We start from the raw sequence: 14,969 nt of genomic DNA, 5'->3' as shown, positions 1-14,969 counted from the left end.
CCGGCCAACAGCCCCGTGGGGACGGGGGTGCGGCGGACGGCAGCGTTTGTCCGGTCAGCTGGGGAGCTGGCCGGACATCGCGCTGTCCGGCCCCTTTCCGGAGCGGCCGCGTACGATCACCGGCGTCGGCCGCGAGGCCGGCCGATCACCCCAGCGGGAGCCGAACCGATGACCACCACCCCCGTCGTACGCGCGCTGGGCGACCTCGCGCACGGCACCGCGCACGCGGGCGCGGTGCCGTGCGTCTGCGCTCCGCCCCAGGTGCTCGCGGACCGGCCCGACGGGACAGTGGTCCGCAGCGGTCCGGTCGTCGTCAAGGCCCACGCCCCCGGCTCGGAGCCGCCCGCTCTGGCCGCCCGCCTGTCCCTGGCCGTCTCTCCTCACCTGGAGGGAGTCCTGCTCCCGGCGCTCCCCGCCCCGGACGGCCCGCCCGGCAGCGTCGAGGGCCGCACCGTGAGCCTCTGGCCGTACGGCACGCCCGTCGACCCCACGGACCCCGACGCCGCCCCCTGGGAGGAAGCCGCCGTCCTCCTGGCCCGGCTGCACCGCACCCCGCCGCCCCACCCCCTCCCGCCCATGCGCGGGCCCGCCAAGGCGGCCCGCGCCGTGGCACGGATGTGCGCAGCCCGCCCCGGAGACCCGGCTGTCACGCCCGTGCTCGCCGCCTGGCGCGGGCTGCCCGGCTGGGCCCGCGCCGAGGCTCCGATGCCCGGGCGCCGGGCCGGATTCCTCTGCCACGGCGATCTGCACCTCGGCCAACTCGTTCGGCACCCCGCGCACCACGGCCCCTGGCTGCTGATCGACCTCGACGACGCGGGCCTGGGCGATCCCGCCTGGGACCTGGCGCGGCCCGCCGCCTGGTATGCGGCCGGGCTGCTGCCGCCCGGCACCTGGCTGCGGTTCCTCGACACCTACCGGGCGGCCGGCGGCCCGGCCGTGCGGGCCGAAGGGGACCCCTGGCCCGAGCTCGACGTCGTGGCGCGTGCGCTCACCGTGCAGGCGGCCGCCCTCGCCCTGGCCAAGTCCGTGGCGGAGGACCGCAGTCCGGATGAGGTGGAACAGTTGATGATCGACGCATGTGTCCGAATTGCATCCCTCCCGCCCGAGTTGGTGTCCGCATGCGCGTCGTAGGGTAAGGCGATCGTCACCGGGCATGCGTTCCGGTGACGTCGTCACGACTGAGGAGCCCACTCGATGATCCAGTGCCCCAAGTGTCACGCCCAGATGAACACGTACAACCGCAACGGTGTCCAGATCGAGCAGTGCAGCGGCTGCCGGGGGATATTCCTCGACTACGGCGAGCTGGAGTCCCTGACTCGTCTGGAGTCGCAGTGGGCGCAACAGGCACCGCCCGCACCGCCCGCCCCGCAGGCCTACCCCGCGCAGCCCGCCCCGCAGGCCTACCCCGCTGCGCCGGCCCCCGCCTGGGGAGCACCGCACCAGGGCGGGCACTACGGCGGTCACCACCGCCAGAAGAGCTTCGGCCGGATGCTGTTCAGCTCCTGACCCGGCCCGCCGGGCGGGTGATGCCGCAGGGCGGGTCCGGGCCGGCGCCCGGACCCGCATTGCACACGGACGACGGACTTCCGTTCATGATCTAGGCATGACCATGGCCGATGCCTAAAGTGCGGGTCCATGAACTTCCTCGACAGGTCCAGGACTGTCGCGCCCCCGGGGTGGAGCCGCTGGCTCGTACCGCCCGCCGCGCTCGCCGTGCACCTCTCCATCGGACAGGCCTACGCCTGGAGCGTGTTCAAGCCCCCGCTCGAATCCGCTCTCGGCCTCTCGGGCACCGCGAGCGCACTCCCGTTCCAGCTGGGCATCGTCATGCTCGGCCTCTCGGCCGCCTTCGGCGGCACCCTCGTCGAGCGCAACGGCCCCCGCTGGGCGATGTCCGTCTCCCTCGTCTGCTTCTGCTCCGGCTTCCTCGTCGCCGCGCTCGGCGCCGCCACCGGCCAGTACTGGCTCGTCGTCCTCGGCTACGGTTTCATCGGCGGCATAGGCCTCGGCATCGGATACATCTCGCCGGTCTCCACCCTCATCAAGTGGTTCCCCGACCGCCCCGGCATGGCGACCGGCATCGCCATCATGGGGTTCGGCGGCGGCGCGCTCATCGCCTCGCCCTGGTCCACCGGAATGCTGGAGAGCTTCGGTACGGACCGTTCCGGCATCGCCAGGGCCTTCCTGGTCCACGGCGTCGTCTACGCCCTCTTCATGGCACTCGGGGTCCTCCTCGTGCGGGTGCCGCCGGAGGGCTGGCTCCCCGGGGGCTGGGAGCCGAAGCAGGAGACCCGCAGACTCGTCACCAACGCCCAGGTCTCCGCCCGCAACGCCCTGCGCACCCCGCAGTTCTGGTGCCTGTGGGTGGTCCTCTGCATGAACGTCACCGCGGGCATCGGCATCCTCGAGAAGGCCGTGCCCATGATCCAGGACTTCTTCGCGGACACCTCCACCCCGGTCTCGGTCTCCGCCGCGGCGGGCTTCGTCGCCCTGCTCTCGCTGGCCAACATGGGCGGCCGCCTCCTGTGGTCCTCCACCTCGGACCTGATCGGCCGTAAGAACATGTACCGCGTCTACCTCGGCGTCGGCGCGCTGATGTACGTGATCATCGCCCAGCTGGGCAACGGCTCCAAGCCGCTCTTCATCTGCTGCGCGCTCGTGATCCTCTCCTTCTACGGCGGAGGTTTCTCGACCGCTCCGGCCTATCTGCGGGACCTCTTCGGCACGTACCAGGTGGGAGCCATCCACGGCCGCCTGCTGACCGCCTGGTCCACGGCGGGAGTGCTCGGCCCGCTGATCGTCAACCGGGTCGCGGACGCGGGGGAGCGTGCGGGACGCAGCGGCCCCAGCCTCTACACGACCTCCCTGACCATCATGATCGGGCTGCTGGTCATCGGCTTCGTCGCCAACGAATGCATCCGCCCGGTCCACGCACGCTTCCACGAGGCACCGGAAGGGAGCCCCCGTGTCCACCAGCAGTCGTAAGCCGCTCATGGTGTTCGTCTGGCTCTGGGTCGCCGTGCCGTTCGCGTACGGCCTCTACGAGCTCGTCCGCAAGGCCACCCAGCTCTTCACCGGCTGACCCGCGCCGCCCACGACGAAGCCCCCCGGTCGTCGAGACGACCGGGGGGCTTCGGCTGGTGCGCGATACTGGGATTGAACCAGTGACCTCTTCCGTGTCAGGGAAGCGCTCTCCCGCTGAGCTAATCGCGCGGGGTGACCCTGCGTGTACTGCGTGCGCGATACTGGGATTGAACCAGTGACCTCTTCCGTGTCAGGGAAGCGCTCTCCCGCTGAGCTAATCGCGCGGGGATCCTTGCGGACCTGTGGACGATACTGGGATTGAACCAGTGACCCCTTCCGTGTCAGGGAAGTGCTCTCCCGCTGAGCTAATCGTCCTTGGAGGTGGAGACGGGATTTGAACCCGTGTAGACGGCTTTGCAGGCCGTTGCCTCGCCTCTCGGCCACTCCACCAGGGGCGGGGGTTCGGGAAGATCCCCCACCTTCTGCGAGCGGACGACCAGGTTCGAACTGGCGACCTCAACCTTGGCAAGGTTGCGCTCTACCAACTGAGCTACGTCCGCTTGTCTTTCCCGGTCCGCTTGCGCGTCCCGGCGACGTGTTGAACTCTAGCGGATTCCCGGGCCAGCACAAAAACGCGTTTGCGCAGCGTGCTGCGCCGCCGTCGCCCGCCGCAGGTCACCGCGTGCCGCCCTAGACTCGGTCACGTGCGCGACCTCACTCCTCTTGCCCGCTTCGGCGGCCTCGTCGCCTCCGGGCTGCGCGACGTCACCAGCGACCCCGCAGCTCTCGAATCATCCGGCTTCTGGGCGGTGAGTGCGGACTTCGAGGGCCGTACGGTCTGCGCCCGCTTCGCCACCGTGCGGCCCGAGGAGGTCCCCCTCCCCGTGCCCGGGGCCTGGCGGGGACCCGGCCCGCGGGACTGGGTGTCCTCACTCGGCAGGACCGCCTACATGGCCGGCGTACGGCGGATCCGTGAACACATCGCGGCCGGCGAGGTCTACCAGGCCAACCTCTGCCGGGTCCTGTCCGCGCCGCTGCCCGGTCCGCAGGCCGACGTGGACGCCCTCACCGCTCTGCTCGCCCGCGGCAACCCGGCCCCGTACGCCGGCACGATCCGGCTTCCGGAACACGGGGTGGAGATCGCCACCGCCTCTCCGGAGCTCTTCCTCTCCCGCGAAGGCCGGATCGTCGGATCCGGGCCGATCAAGGGCACCGGGCGCACCGAGGACGATCTGCTGGAGAAGGACCACGCGGAGAACGTGATGATCGTGGACCTGGTCCGCAACGACCTGGGCCGTGTCTGCGCGCCCGGCAGCGTCAGCGTCCCCGACCTCTGCGCCGTGGAGAAACATCCGGGGCTGGTCCACCTCGTCTCCACCGTGCGCGGACGGCTCGCCGACGGCGCCGGGTGGCCCGAGCTGCTCACCGCGACGTTCCCGCCGGGCTCCGTCACCGGCGCGCCCAAGACCAGCGCACTGCGGATCATCGAAGCCCTGGAGACGGCACCCCGCGGCCCGTACTGCGGAGCGGTCGGCTGGGTGGACGCCGACCGGGGTACCGCGGAACTGGCCGTCGGCATAAGGACCTTCTGGATCGACCGGACCGGGCCCGCCCCGCTCCTCCGCTTCGGTACCGGGGCCGGCATCACCTGGGGATCCGATCCGGCACGCGAATGGGCGGAGACCGAACTCAAGGCGTCCAGGCTGCTCGCTGTAGCGTCGGGTGCCCACGAGGAAACAGGAAGGACCGCGTCATGAGGATCTGGGTCAACGGCGGACTGCGGGACGCCGATGACGCCCGGCTGTCCGTGCTCGACCACGGGCTGACCGTGGGGGACGGCATCTTCGAGACGGTCCGGGTCGCCGGGGGCCGCCCCTTCGCCCTCACCCGGCACCTCGGCCGGCTGACACGCTCGGCCAGAGGTCTGGGCCTGACCGACCCCGACCACGACGAGGTCCGCCGCGCGGTGGCGGCCGTCACCGAGGCCAATCCCATGGAGCTCGGCCGGCTGCGGATCACCTACACCGGCGGCCTCTCACCGCTCGGCTCCGACCGCGGCGACGCCGGGCCCAGCCTGGTGGTCGCCCTCGGCGAGACGACACGCCGCCCGGACAGCACCGCCGTGGTCACCGTCCCCTGGACGCGCAACGAACGCGGCGCGGTGACGGGCCTGAAGACCACCTCGTACGCCGAGAACGTCGTCGCTCTCGCACGCGCCCATGAGCAGGGCGCCTCGGAGGCACTCTTCCCCAACACGGTCGGACGGCTCTGCGAAGGAACCGGCTCCAACGTCTTCGTCGTCCTCGACGGCCGCATCCACACGCCTCCCCTCACCTCGGGGTGCCTCGCCGGGATCACCCGTGCCCTGGTCGTGGAGTGGACGGACGCACAGGAGACCGACCTTCCGCTGGACGTGGTCGAGCGGGCCGACGAGATCTTCCTGACCTCCACACTCCGTGACATCCAGGCCGTCCACCGGGTCGACGGGCGGGAACTGCCGGGAGCCCCCGGGCCCGTGACGGCCAAGGCCATGCGGGTCTTCGACGAGCGGGCGGCGGGCGATCTCGATCCGTGAGCCCCGCCTCCGTGCGACCGGTCCGGGCTCCGGAATCCGCGAGGCCGCAGATCCGGAATCCGCAAAGGGGGTGACGGGCCGCCGTCGAGCGGATAGAACTCCGGGATGACCACGACCATCCGGCCGGCCGGGCCGGTCCAGCAAGGCACCGACGGCGCGCGGGCACGTACGTACGACGTGTGCGACAACGGGCGGCCCGTGGGCGCCGTCGCCGTCTCCACCGACCCGGCGTTCGGTCCCTCTGCGGGTGTACTCCGGTCGCTCCGCATCGAGGAGGCGCACCGCAGGCGCGGCCGGGGGACCATCGCGGCCCTCGCCGCCGAGGAGGTGCTGCGCGGCTGGGGCTGTACCCAGGTCAGCCTGGTGGTCCCCGCGGACAACGACGCCGCCCGGGCCGTGGCAGCCGTGCTCGGCTACACCGAGCGCAGCCGGAACATGCGGAAGACCCTCCGGCGGACCGCCCCCGCGCTGCCCGCCGGGGTCACGGGGCGTCCCATGACGGAGCAGGAGTACGCCGCGTGGGCGGCCACCAGCGTCGGGGCGTATGCGCGGGAATGGGCGGAGCGCGGCGTTCCGGAGGAGCAGGCCTGGCGCAAGGCCGAGAGGGACCACTCCATGAACCTGCCGGGCGGTCTGGCCACGCCCGGCATGTACTTCCACGTCCTCGTCCACGGCGGAGCCGTCCTCGGCCATGTCTGGGTGGCCCGGCGTGAGACGCCGGACGGCGACGGCCTCGGTTACGTGTTCGACATCGAGGTGCGTGAGGAACACCGGGGACACGGTCACGGCCGGGCGCTGATGCACCTCGCGGAGGACATCACGCTCGGCGCCGGCCTCGGCGTGCTCGGCCTGCACGTCTTCGCCTCCAACACACCCGCGCTGCGACTGTACGAGTCGCTCGGTTACGAGGTGACGCAGTACAACCTCGCCAAGGCCCTGTAGCCGGGCGGAACGCCCGGCCGTCAGCCCTGGCCGGCGAGCAGGCGGTCGGCGATCTCCTCGATGCGCGCGCGCAGCCCCTCCTGGCTCTTCCCGCCGTCCAGCCGCTCGTCACCGATCACATACGTCGGAGTCCCGGTGACGCCGATCGCCTTCCCCTCGGCCTGGTCCGCGTCCACGACCAGCAGATGCCGGCCGTCGATCAGCGCGGTGTCGAACTCCTCGGCGTCGAGCCCCAGCCCGCCGGCCACTTCGAGCAGCAGGGGCTCGCCCGCGCGGGCGAGATCCGCGGTGCGGGCGAGCACGGCCTCGACGTACGGCCAGCCCTCGCCCTGGACGAACGCCTCCTCGGCGGCCTGCGCCGCCGCGTACGCGTGCTTGTGCTTCTCCAGCGGGAAGTGGCGCAGCCGGACCTCCAGCCGGTCGCCGTAGCGGGCGCGCAGGGCGTGGACGTCGGAAAGGGCCCGATGGCAGTCGGGGCACTCGAGTTCGCACCAGAGGTCGAGGACGACCGGCGCTGCGGAGGGGGAATCGCTCATGCGGTCAGTCTTCCAGGCGGGGCCGGCTCCTCCCAATCGGGACCTGGGGATGACCGCGGCCCTGAAATGTCCCTGATGTGAGCCCGCACCGTGGCCCCGGCGGCCGTGGGCGGTGCAGGATGGAAGGGACACGTCCCGACCGCTGGAGGCCCCGATGCTTGCCGAGACGATCTGTTCCGCGGTGTCGGCGGCCGGTTTGGGCATCGCCGCGATCACCGCGTACCGGAAGCGGTTCCTCACGGCGACCCGCATCGCCGCCTACTCCCTGGTGCCCGTCGGCCTGGTGATGACGGGCGTCGTCGAGTGGGTGTCGGGCATCGTCTTCAAGCCGGGCGTGTGGATCGGTTTCGGCCTGCTGGCCGTGGCCTGGCTGCTCTTCATGACCACACGCGCCGTGGAGCGGCGCGGCGGTTCGACCCGCAAGGAGCGCAGGGCCGCACGGGCCGCCGGGCAGAGGTCGGCCGTCGCGCCGGGCGCATCGTCGCCCTCACTGGCACCCGGGGCCGCAGGGTCTCCGCAGGCGCAGGAGAGGCCGACGGTGCGGGATCGGCCGAAGGGGAAGCCGCAGCAGGCCGCCGCGCCCGGTGAGGACTTCAGCGACATCGAGGCCATCCTGAAGAAGCACGGCATCTGACGGACGTCCGGCGCCGTGCGCCTCGCGAGGGACCACGGCGTGACGGACAGGGTGTGAATCGATTCATGCCTTCCGGTGGGCGTCGAGGTGTCTGTGGCTGCCCGGGCGTCGGTATATTCGGGTGGTGCCGCCTCGGCCTTGACGGTATCCGGAAGGTGCGGTTAGCGTCCCGAGCGGATTGAAACAATTCAATCCAGGGAGTACGGCCCGGGCGGCGGCGTGTCGGACCGCGCCGTCCGTCCGTGGACCAGGGACCCGGCGCCGACGCGCGGTGGCCGAACGCATCAGTGGGGCAGGGCAAGTGGGGCGTGTGGCAGGGATCAAGGACGTGGCCCGGCAGGCCGGAGTCTCGGTGGGCACGGTCTCCAACGTGATCAACCGCCCCGAGGCGGTGCTCCCCGACACCCGGGCCCGTGTGCTGGCGGCCATCGAGGAACTCGGATACGTGCGCAGCGAGTCGGCCAGGCAGCTCAGGGCGGGCCGCAGCCGCATCATGGCGCTGCTCGTGCTGGACATGGGCAACCCGTTCTTCGTCGACATCGCCCGCGGTGCCGAGCGCGCGGCCCGGGAGGCCGGACTCGGCGTGATGGTCTGCAACAGCGGCCAGAGCCAGGAGGAGGAGGCCGAGTACCTCGGGCTCTTCGCCGAACAGCGGGTCTGCGGGGTACTGGTGACCCCGGCCGACGCGACCGGCGGCAACCTCGAAGCCTTCGCCCGCCACCGGATTCCGTACGTGCTGGTCGACCGGGTGGCGGCGTCCGCCGACATCTGCGCCGTCTCCGTGGACGACGTCCGCGGGGGCATGCTCGCCGTCGGGCATCTCGTCTCGGCGGGACACCGCTCCGTCGCCTACGTGAGCGGGCCCGGCGATCTCCATCAGATCAGGGACCGCCGTAAGGGTGCCCTCGCGGCGCTCACCGAGGCAGGGCTCGGTCCGGAGGCGCTCGTCGAGATCCCCTCCGACCGCCTGGACGTGGCGGCGGGCCGTGACGCCGGGGCCAGACTGCTCGGCCTCGTGCCCAGACCGACCGCCGTGTTCTGCGCCAACGACCTGCTGGCGCTCGGTGTCCTGCAGTCGCTGTACGCCGCCGGCGTACGGGTGCCGCAGGACGTCGCCATCGTCGGTTACGACGACATCGAATTCGCCGCGGCCGCCGCCGTGCCCCTCACCTCGGTCCGGCAGCCCGCCGTGGTGATGGGCAGGATGGCGGCCGAGCTCCTCCTGGAAGAGGCGGACGACGAGGGCGGCGGTCACCGGCACCGGAGCGTGGTGCTCCAGCCGGAACTCGTCGTCCGCGCCTCCAGCGCGGCCCCGCGCTGACCCCTGCGGGGCCCCCGCCGCCGGGGCCGTGACCGGCGCTCGGGCAGGTCGTACGTACCCGTGGGACGTGAGGGGGCGAACACGTGGGGCGTCTTCGGGCGCGCGAGCGAATCCGTTCATCCGGGAGTGGGTGAACGCGTCCCGCGAAAGGCTTTGTTGATCGCCAACAGGAGCCTCTCTGCGTCATGATCGCTACGAGATGCTGGACACATCCCGGGGCGACGCCCCCGCACCCCCCGCCGAAGAGCCACGTGGCTGCCTCTTCGCACTTTCCCAGCCGCCGCTGATGATCTTCCTGACGGTCGTCGGTGGCCTGCTGCTGATGGCCGCCCTGCACGATCTCTTCATCCTGTGAGCGGCTGTCGGCCGCGGGCACCCTCCGGGCCGCGGGCCCGCCGCGGCGCCAGGAGCGTGCGGGCGTCAGCCGGCCGCTTCCCGGCGCCGGGCCCGGTAGGCGGCGACATGGAGCCGGTTTCCGCAGGTGCGGCTCGAGCAGTAACGGCGGGAGCGGTTGCGCGAGAGGTCGACGAAGGCGTCACGGCAGTCCGGGGCCTCGCAGCGACGCAGCCGTTCCCGCTCGCCCGCCACCACGATGAAGGCCAGGGCCATGCCGCAGTCGGCCGCGAGGTGGTCCGCGACGGAGGCGCCCGGTGCGAAATAGTGGACGTGCCAGTCGTAGCCGTCGTGGTCCGTGAGCTGGGGAGTGGTGCCGGCCGCGGCCACCAGGCTGTTGACGAGGTCCGCGGCGGTGCGGGCGTCCGGCGCCGCGAACACTTCGGCGAACCGGCTCCGGACGTCCTGCACGGCGCGCAGGTCCTGGTCGCCGAGGACGCCGACGCCGCTGATGTCATGGCGCTCCGCGAAGTCGTAGAGCGCGGCGACATCGGCGAGCCCGTCGCCCGCCTCGCTCTCCGGTGCGGTGTTCATCAGATCGACCACCGTTTCGAGGGCGATCCGGGTGTCGTGGGGGATCAGCACGCTTCGCTCCCTGGCCTCCGGCGGGCGGGCGCCCGCCGATGCCCGGTGACTCTACTGGCTCGGCGAAGCCTCCCAGGGCCCGGTGCGGGCCCCGGGAGGGCTGCCGCACCCTTTTTTCCCGGCGGGGCGGCATCGCTGCGGCCTGTGGGGCCCTGGCGGCTCCGCAGGAGGTTCCGGCAGTCAAGGGTGAGGTTCATGTGACGGGTGATGCGGGTGCGACGACGTCCGGTGGCCGCCGTCCTGCTTCGGTGCGCGGTCCCAGGCGGAACCCACCGCGGCCGGAGCGTGCAGCGACGCCCCCGCCGCGGTGGGTTCCGCGGCGACGGCGCCGGTGACTGCCCTGTGACGTTGTCCGCGGGACGCCGTCTCCCCGAGTCGGACGGCGTCCCGCAGCTCTCGGCCTGGCTCAGCTCTCGGCCAGGATGTGCGAGAGCTCCGTATCGAGGTCGAAGTGACGGTGCTCGGTACCGGGCGGGACCGCGGCGTCGGTCCTCTTCAGGAACGACTCCAGGGCCCTCGCCGGGGCTTCCAGCAGGGCTTCGCCCTCCGGGGAGCTCAGTGCGATGCAGACGACGCCTTGGCCGTGACTTCGTGAGGGCCAGACGCGGACGTCTCCGGTGCCGGTGGGCCGGTGCAGCCCTTCGGCAAGGAGGTCACGGGCGAAAACCCATTCGACCGTCTCCTCCGCTCCGGTGTGGAAGGTGGCGTGCACGGCATAGGGATCGGCCGTGTCATACCGCAGGCCCGCGGGTACAGGCAGTGAGGACTCGCTCGACACAACGAGGCGCAGGTGCAGCTCGCAGCTGACCGTGGTGTTCATAAGCGCCAGGGCCTTTCGCTCAGTGTGCGCTCGGGGATTCGCACGTCGGCGAAATCGACATGCCACCTACGGTGGCGTTGTAAACCCCTCTGACCTATTTGTGATGCTTCAGGTCGTTCGTCCGGGGGTGTGTAACTTTGGGTCATGCGTCCATTCCGGTGACGCCCGTGGTTCCGGTAGGTTGGGACGCATGAACGCGGAGAGTGACGAGCGGGAAGAGGCTGCCGTGAGGGTGGTCGCTGAGCCCGCTGCGGGGGACGAGCGGGTGGCGGAGCGGGAGCTGGGCTCGCGGGCGCCCGGGTTCATCAAGAAATCGAGGGTGCTCCACCTGAGCTGGCAGGTCGGGATCTTCGTCGTCGGCCTGGCGGTGGTCGGGGCGGGCGTCCTGATGCTGGTGCTGCCGGGGCCGGGATGGCTGGTGATCTTCGGCGGCATGGCGATCTGGGCGACCGAGTTCGTCTGGGCGCAGCTCGTCCTGCGCTGGACCCGGCGCAAGGTCACCGAAGCCGCTCAGCGCGCCCTCGATCCCAAGGTCCGGCGGCGCAACGTCATCCTCACCACGGTGGGGCTCGTGATCATCGCGGTACTGGTGGGGGTCTACGTCTGGAAGTTCGGCATAGCGATGCCGTGGAAGATCGATCAGTGACCTGGTGATGGTCCTGAGGCGCCGCTGACATGGGGTAATGTGTGCCGTGCGCCGGGGCGATTAGCTCAGTGGGAGAGCGCTTCGTTCACACCGAAGAGGTCACTGGTTCGAACCCAGTATCGCCCACCCCGGACCGATGGCCCGGAAGCTTCTCAGAAGCTTCCGGGCCATCGGCGTTTCCGCCTGCGCCCCGCACTGCCGCCCGCGCCGGGTGTTCGGCCCGCCGTCAGGCCCCCGGAATTTCGTCCTAACCGTTGACGCGCCCGGTGCCGCTCCTTACTTTGACCCAGCAAGCGCTTTCTAAAACGATTCAATGCGAATGGTGGGGGCGAGCTATGTCTCGGGACAACGGCATGGACAGGCGGCAGCTGCTGAAGTTGGCCGGCCTCTCGGCGGCCGGTCTGGGGCTGACCGCGGCCGGCTGCGGCTCGGGTGGCAGCGGTTCCGGTGGGCCGGTCACCATCCGGCACTCGTGGTGGGGGGCGGACGACCGCGCCAAGAAGATCCAGCGGTGCGTCGGCCTCTTCGAGAAGAAGCATCCGAAGATCAAGGTGAAGACGGACTTCCAGCAGTACGCGGACTTCTGGAAGAAGTTCAACACGCAGGCGGCCGGCGGCAACCCCCCGGACGTCATCCAGAACGCCGTGACCTTCCTGCGCAAGTACGAGGCGAAGAACGTCCTCCTCGACCTCGGCCCCCAGGCGGAGAAGGGCAACCTCGACCTCACCGGCTTCCGCTCCGGGCTGGAGAAGTTCGCCGAGATCGACGGGAAGCTGCTCGGCGTCCCGGTCGGCAGCAACTCGATGGCCCTGGTCATCGACGAGAAGGTGTACGAGAAGGCCGGCATCACGCCCGAGATCGGCTGGACGTGGGACGACTGGCTCGCCGGTCTGGAGAAGATCAAGAGCGGGCAGAAGATCGCCGGCGACGCGGGTCCGCACGGCGTGATGTACCTGTACGACCTGATCCTGCGCCAGAACGGCAAGGCCTTCTTCACGGAGGACGGCATGGGCTTCGGCGAGGCCGAACTGCTGCCGTACTGGACCGAAGCCCTCGACCGGGTCAAGTCCGGGCTCTACGCCGACCCCAGCAAGGTCGAGCAGATCAAGCCCGCATCGGCGACCGCCAAGGGGCTGTCCGCCGGCGAGTTCACCTGGGACAACTTCTCGGTCCGCTACAGCGCGGAGGGCAGGAGCAGCTACGGCCTCGCGCCCATCCCGAGCACCGACGGAAAGAAGACCGGACAGTACCTCGGGTCGCTGATGCTGAGCGGCTCGGCGCGTACCGAGCACCCCGCCGAAGTGGCCACCTTCATCAGCTTCATGACGCACGACCCCGAAGTCGCCCGGATCATGGGATACGACCGCGGCGTGCCCGCCACCTCCGCGCAGTTCGAGGCCTACCAGCCCGCCGACGCACCCAGCAAGGCCATCGGTGCGTACGAGACCGCGATCGCCGACGCGGGTGTCCTGGAGCCCATCACCCCGCACCCGGCCGGCGCGGACGTCATCGAGGCGGCCTTCCTGCGCATCGGTGCCGACCTGGCTCTGGGCAAGACCTCGCCGAAGGACTCCGTCAAGCAGTTCTTCTCCGAGGCGAAGACCGCCCTCGCCTCGAACTGAGAGGACCGTGGTGACTCACATCCGCACCTCCCCGGACGTGCTCGCCGCCGGGGACGACCACTCCGTCGCCAAGAGGAGCGGTCCCGGAGGAAACGCGCCGCCCACCACCCCGAAGCGGCCGGGCCGCCGCGAGAACGTGGCCGGCTACCTGTTCATGTCGCCCTGGATCGCGGGCTTCCTGTTCCTGATCGCCGGGCCCATGGTGTTCTCGCTGTACCTGTCGTTCACCGAGTACAACCTGTTCGAGGCCCCGCGCTGGATCGGCCTCCAGAACTTCACCGACATGTTCGCGGACCCCCGCTGGCGCCAGTCGGTCGAGGTCACCTCCTGGTACGTGCTGATCGGCACCCCGGTCAAGCTGGCCGCCGCGCTCGCCGTCGCCATGCTGCTCGCCCAGAAGCGGTGGGGCCAGTCCTTCTACCGGGCCGCCTTCTACGCACCGTCCCTGATCGGCGCGAGCGTCTCGGCTGCCATCGTCTGGCGCGCGCTGTTCTCGGACGACGCGATCGTCGACCGTACGCAGAAGGTGTTCGGCGTCGAGGCCGGCGGCTGGATCGGCGACCCCTCGATGATCGTCTACGCGCTGATCGCCCTCACCGTCTGGCAGTTCGGCGCGCCGATGGTCATCTTCCTGGCCGGCCTCAAGCAGGTCCCGCGGGAACTGTACGAAGCGGCCGAGGTGGACGGAGCCGGCCGCTGGCGCAGGTTCTTCCACATCACCCTGCCGATGATCTCGCCGGTGCTGTTCTTCAACGTCCTGCTGGAGACCATCCACTCGTTCCAGATCTTCGGCTCGGCCTACATCGTCAGCAACGGCAGCTGCGGGCCGGCCGACGCGACGCTCGTCTACACCTGTTACCTGTACGAACAAGGGTTCGTGAACAGCCGCATGGGCTTCGCATCGGCCATGGGATGGCTGCTGCTGCTCGCGGTCGGCCTGGTCACCGCCGTGCTGTTCTGGTCCCAGAAGCGCTGGGTGCACTACGAGGAGGGCGGCCGATGAGCCTCCGATACGCAGCCGTACGGCGCCGGGGCCCAGGTGCACTCGCCTGGCACCTCGGTGCGCTCGTCATCCTCGCCGTGGTCCTCTACCCGGTGGTGTGGACGATGGGGGCCTCGTTCAAGCCCAGCGCCGAGATCATCGGCGCCCTGGACCTGTTCCCGGCGGACCCGACCGGTGACAACTACAGCCGGCTCACCGAGGGCATCGCGGACATCCCGGTCTCGACTTTCTTCCTGAACTCGGCGTACATAGCCGTGGGTTCCGTGGTCGGCGTGGTGCTGTCCTGTTCGCTGACCGCCTACGCCTTCGCGAAGGTACGGTTCACCGGCCGCACCGTCATGTTCGCCATCATGATCGGCACCCTCCTGCTGCCGTACCACGTACTGATCATTCCGCAGTACGTCCTGTTCCAGAAACTGGAGCTGATCAACACCTTCACCCCGCTGCTGATCGGCAAGTACCTGGCCACCGACGCCTTCTTCGTCTTCCTGATGGTGCAGTTCATGCGCGGCCTGCCCAAGGAGCTCGACGAGGCGGCACGGCTGGACGGCTGCGGCCACCTGAGGACCTACTGGTCCATCGTCATGCCGCTCTGCCGGCCCGCGCTCGTCACCAGTGCGATCTTCACGTTCATCAACGCCTGGAACGACTTCATGGGCCCCCTGCTGTACCTCAACGAGCCGGACAACTACACCGTCTCCCTGGGGCTGAAGATGTTCATCGACCAGGACGCGGTGGCGGACTACGGCGGCATGATCGCCATGTCACTGGTGGCCCTGCTTCCGGTCCTGGCCTTCTTCGTGGCCTTCCAGCGGTACCTGATCGACGGCATGGCCACCTCGGGCCTGAAGGGCTGACGCACCGTGGC

16 protein-coding genes and 6 tRNA genes are annotated in these 14,969 nt (G+C 70.4%); 14 read left to right on the top strand and 8 right to left on the bottom strand.

Going from position 1 to position 14,969, the window contains the following annotated elements; all coding sequences use genetic code 11:
* The first annotated feature begins 168 nt into the window (after window positions 1–168).
* From ACF1FZ_RS09380 to ACF1FZ_RS09370, 3 genes are all read left to right on the top strand, one after another.
* Entirely contained in the window at window positions 169–1,131 is a 963-nt protein-coding gene (locus tag ACF1FZ_RS09380) for a phosphotransferase family protein (protein WP_391772755.1), read from the top strand.
* Between the two features lie 63 nt (window positions 1,132–1,194).
* The gene (locus tag ACF1FZ_RS09375; protein WP_391772754.1) at window positions 1,195–1,506 is read left to right on the top strand and encodes a zf-TFIIB domain-containing protein; all 312 of its coding nucleotides are present in this window, start codon (window positions 1,195–1,197) and stop codon (window positions 1,504–1,506) included.
* Between the two features lie 129 nt (window positions 1,507–1,635).
* The gene (locus ACF1FZ_RS09370) at window positions 1,636–2,985 is read left to right on the top strand and encodes an OFA family MFS transporter (protein ID WP_391772753.1); all 1,350 of its coding nucleotides are present in this window, start codon (window positions 1,636–1,638) and stop codon (window positions 2,983–2,985) included.
* 153 nt (window positions 2,986–3,138) lie between these two features.
* Here the strand turns inward: ACF1FZ_RS09370 and ACF1FZ_RS09365 are convergent.
* The 5 genes from ACF1FZ_RS09365 to ACF1FZ_RS09345 all read right to left on the bottom strand — a co-directional run bounded on the left by ACF1FZ_RS09365 (window position 3,139) and on the right by ACF1FZ_RS09345 (window position 3,584).
* A tRNA-Val gene (locus ACF1FZ_RS09365) sits at window positions 3,139–3,213 on the bottom strand.
* 23 nt (window positions 3,214–3,236) lie between these two features.
* Window positions 3,237–3,308: transfer RNA gene (locus ACF1FZ_RS09360), tRNA-Val, on the bottom strand.
* 19 nt (window positions 3,309–3,327) lie between these two features.
* Window positions 3,328–3,399, bottom strand: a tRNA-Val gene (locus ACF1FZ_RS09355).
* 1 nt (window position 3,400) lies between these two features.
* Window positions 3,401–3,474 (bottom strand) — tRNA-Cys (locus ACF1FZ_RS09350).
* 37 nt (window positions 3,475–3,511) lie between these two features.
* Window positions 3,512–3,584 (bottom strand) — tRNA-Gly (locus ACF1FZ_RS09345).
* Between the two features lie 144 nt (window positions 3,585–3,728).
* On the opposite strand from ACF1FZ_RS09345, the gene ACF1FZ_RS09340 reads away from it, so the two are divergent.
* From ACF1FZ_RS09340 to ACF1FZ_RS09330, 3 genes are all read left to right on the top strand, one after another.
* Window positions 3,729–4,781, top strand: coding sequence for a chorismate-binding protein (locus ACF1FZ_RS09340; RefSeq protein WP_391772752.1), 1,053 nt, complete (start codon window positions 3,729–3,731; stop codon window positions 4,779–4,781).
* Window positions 4,778–5,599 carry an aminotransferase class IV gene (locus ACF1FZ_RS09335; RefSeq protein WP_391772751.1) on the top strand — a complete coding sequence of 274 codons (822 nt, stop codon included), beginning with the start codon at window positions 4,778–4,780 and terminating at the stop codon, window positions 5,597–5,599. The genes ACF1FZ_RS09340 and ACF1FZ_RS09335 overlap by 4 nt, the downstream gene beginning before the upstream one ends.
* A 105-nt stretch (window positions 5,600–5,704) precedes the next feature.
* Window positions 5,705–6,541 carry a GNAT family N-acetyltransferase gene (locus ACF1FZ_RS09330; RefSeq protein WP_391772750.1) on the top strand — a complete coding sequence of 279 codons (837 nt, stop codon included), beginning with the start codon at window positions 5,705–5,707 and terminating at the stop codon, window positions 6,539–6,541.
* A gap of 20 nt (window positions 6,542–6,561) precedes the next feature.
* On the opposite strand, the gene ACF1FZ_RS09325 is transcribed toward ACF1FZ_RS09330, so the two are convergent.
* Window positions 6,562–7,077 carry a DsbA family protein gene (locus tag ACF1FZ_RS09325; RefSeq protein ID WP_391772749.1) on the bottom strand — a complete coding sequence of 172 codons (516 nt, stop codon included), beginning with the start codon at window positions 7,075–7,077 and terminating at the stop codon, window positions 6,562–6,564.
* Between the two features lie 154 nt (window positions 7,078–7,231).
* Here ACF1FZ_RS09325 and ACF1FZ_RS09320 point away from each other — a divergent pair, with 154 nt between their 5' ends.
* From ACF1FZ_RS09320 to ACF1FZ_RS09310, 3 genes are all read left to right on the top strand, one after another.
* Window positions 7,232–7,711 carry a hypothetical protein gene (locus ACF1FZ_RS09320; protein WP_391772748.1) on the top strand — a complete coding sequence of 160 codons (480 nt, stop codon included), beginning with the start codon at window positions 7,232–7,234 and terminating at the stop codon, window positions 7,709–7,711.
* Between the two features lie 301 nt (window positions 7,712–8,012).
* Complete coding sequence (locus ACF1FZ_RS09315; protein WP_391772747.1) at window positions 8,013–9,032, top strand: LacI family DNA-binding transcriptional regulator; 1,020 nt, start codon at window positions 8,013–8,015, stop codon at window positions 9,030–9,032.
* Window positions 9,033–9,231: 199 nt separating this feature from the next.
* A complete protein-coding gene (locus tag ACF1FZ_RS09310) occupies window positions 9,232–9,387 on the top strand; it encodes a hypothetical protein (protein WP_391772746.1) in 156 nt (51 codons plus the stop codon).
* Between the two features lie 65 nt (window positions 9,388–9,452).
* Here ACF1FZ_RS09310 and ACF1FZ_RS09305 read toward each other — a convergent pair whose 3' ends face one another.
* Together ACF1FZ_RS09305 and ACF1FZ_RS09300 are read right to left on the bottom strand one after the other, a co-directional pair.
* The gene (locus ACF1FZ_RS09305) at window positions 9,453–10,010 is read right to left on the bottom strand and encodes a CGNR zinc finger domain-containing protein (protein ID WP_391772745.1); all 558 of its coding nucleotides are present in this window, start codon (window positions 10,008–10,010) and stop codon (window positions 9,453–9,455) included.
* A gap of 406 nt (window positions 10,011–10,416) precedes the next feature.
* Window positions 10,417–10,830: an SsgA family sporulation/cell division regulator gene (locus tag ACF1FZ_RS09300; protein WP_003959770.1), complete on the bottom strand. Its 414-nt coding sequence runs from the start codon at window positions 10,828–10,830 to the stop codon at window positions 10,417–10,419.
* Window positions 10,831–11,020: 190 nt separating this feature from the next.
* Between ACF1FZ_RS09300 and ACF1FZ_RS09295 the strand changes: the two genes are divergently transcribed.
* From ACF1FZ_RS09295 to ACF1FZ_RS09275, 5 genes are all read left to right on the top strand, one after another.
* Complete coding sequence (locus ACF1FZ_RS09295) at window positions 11,021–11,476, top strand: TIGR02611 family protein (RefSeq protein WP_391772744.1); 456 nt, start codon at window positions 11,021–11,023, stop codon at window positions 11,474–11,476.
* Between the two features lie 54 nt (window positions 11,477–11,530).
* A tRNA-Val gene (locus ACF1FZ_RS09290) sits at window positions 11,531–11,602 on the top strand.
* A 209-nt stretch (window positions 11,603–11,811) separates the two neighbouring features.
* On the top strand, window positions 11,812–13,098 hold the full coding sequence (locus tag ACF1FZ_RS09285; protein WP_391772743.1) for an ABC transporter substrate-binding protein: 1,287 nt from the start codon (window positions 11,812–11,814) through the stop codon (window positions 13,096–13,098).
* Window positions 13,099–13,108: 10 nt separating this feature from the next.
* Window positions 13,109–14,101 (top strand): carbohydrate ABC transporter permease, encoded by a 993-nt coding sequence (locus ACF1FZ_RS09280; protein ID WP_391772976.1) that lies wholly within the window; start codon window positions 13,109–13,111, stop codon window positions 14,099–14,101.
* Window positions 14,098–14,958 (top strand): carbohydrate ABC transporter permease, encoded by an 861-nt coding sequence (locus ACF1FZ_RS09275; protein ID WP_391772742.1) that lies wholly within the window; start codon window positions 14,098–14,100, stop codon window positions 14,956–14,958. Before ACF1FZ_RS09280 ends, ACF1FZ_RS09275 begins: the two co-directional genes overlap by 4 nt.
* The last annotated feature ends 11 nt before the right edge of the window (window positions 14,959–14,969 follow it).

The sequence above is a fragment of the Streptomyces sp. NPDC014623 genome (genome assembly GCF_043088245.1).
Lineage (GTDB): Bacteria > Actinomycetota > Actinomycetes > Streptomycetales > Streptomycetaceae > Streptomyces.
This window is presented reverse-complemented; position numbering and strand designations above follow the sequence as displayed.

Coding starts and splice junctions, on each gene's coding strand:
- ACF1FZ_RS09325 (WP_391772749.1), bottom strand. CDS start 7,077: ATGAGCGATTCCCCCTCCGCAGCGCCGGTCGTCCTCGACCTCTGGTGC.
- ACF1FZ_RS09370 (WP_391772753.1), top strand. CDS start 1,636: ATGAACTTCCTCGACAGGTCCAGGACTGTCGCGCCCCCGGGGTGGAGC.
- ACF1FZ_RS09375 (WP_391772754.1), top strand. CDS start 1,195: ATGATCCAGTGCCCCAAGTGTCACGCCCAGATGAACACGTACAACCGC.
- ACF1FZ_RS09380 (WP_391772755.1), top strand. CDS start 169: ATGACCACCACCCCCGTCGTACGCGCGCTGGGCGACCTCGCGCACGGC.
- ACF1FZ_RS09275 (WP_391772742.1), top strand. CDS start 14,098: ATGAGCCTCCGATACGCAGCCGTACGGCGCCGGGGCCCAGGTGCACTC.
- ACF1FZ_RS09330 (WP_391772750.1), top strand. CDS start 5,705: ATGACCACGACCATCCGGCCGGCCGGGCCGGTCCAGCAAGGCACCGAC.
- ACF1FZ_RS09285 (WP_391772743.1), top strand. CDS start 11,812: ATGTCTCGGGACAACGGCATGGACAGGCGGCAGCTGCTGAAGTTGGCC.
- ACF1FZ_RS09320 (WP_391772748.1), top strand. CDS start 7,232: ATGCTTGCCGAGACGATCTGTTCCGCGGTGTCGGCGGCCGGTTTGGGC.
- ACF1FZ_RS09310 (WP_391772746.1), top strand. CDS start 9,232: ATGCTGGACACATCCCGGGGCGACGCCCCCGCACCCCCCGCCGAAGAG.
- ACF1FZ_RS09295 (WP_391772744.1), top strand. CDS start 11,021: ATGAACGCGGAGAGTGACGAGCGGGAAGAGGCTGCCGTGAGGGTGGTC.
- ACF1FZ_RS09335 (WP_391772751.1), top strand. CDS start 4,778: ATGAGGATCTGGGTCAACGGCGGACTGCGGGACGCCGATGACGCCCGG.
- ACF1FZ_RS09300 (WP_003959770.1), bottom strand. CDS start 10,830: ATGAACACCACGGTCAGCTGCGAGCTGCACCTGCGCCTCGTTGTGTCG.